Source organism: Brevibacillus sp. LEMMJ03 (assembly GCF_007197875.1).
In the GTDB taxonomy this organism is placed as follows: Bacteria; Bacillota; Bacilli; order Brevibacillales; family Brevibacillaceae; genus Brevibacillus; species Brevibacillus thermoruber.
In genome coordinates this window covers 1-451 of sequence record NZ_VKJN01000077.1, presented here as the reverse complement: position 1 = coordinate 451, position 451 = coordinate 1, and the positions used below count along the sequence as shown (strand labels likewise).

The following is a 451-nucleotide window of genomic DNA, read 5'->3' as shown; positions in this document are numbered from 1 at the left end:
GGGATACCTGAGGGAAGGCCCCGGTATCATCCGGGACTTCGACAGCGGCAAGCCCGGCGCGCTGGCGGCAGTGGACGACCGCACGGTCAAGGAGAACGAGTGGGGCCTCAGGGGCATGACCGGGGGCGTCTCCGAGTGGGTGCTCCTCCCGCGGGCGGGCGACCCAGACCACCGGGCCGCGTTCTCGCGCCTCCTCGGCTGGTCGGACAAGAAGCAGACCGAGTGGGAGCAGGCCAACCCGACGGGAGAGAAAATGGTCTGTGCCCGGGCGGGGGGCAATTTTGACGTTTCGGGCAGCGGCGGCACATGGAAAGAGTACCTGATCTGGGGTGGAGAGCCGACGTCGTACGCTGACTCCGTGGACCCCAAAAAGGTGGACGGCTACATCGCCGGCATCCGCCTCCTCGTGGAGGTCAAGCCTGCAAGCAACCCGGGCGCCTACATCCGCTCG

Annotated in this window: 1 protein-coding gene; it reads left to right on the top strand. The window is 67.6% G+C overall.

All coding sequences use genetic code 11. The annotated features are described in order from the left end of the window. Positions 1-115: 115 nt before the first annotated feature. The coding region (locus FOI68_RS22875) for a hypothetical protein (protein ID WP_143864426.1) at positions 116-451 on the top strand (336 nt) is incomplete at its 3' end.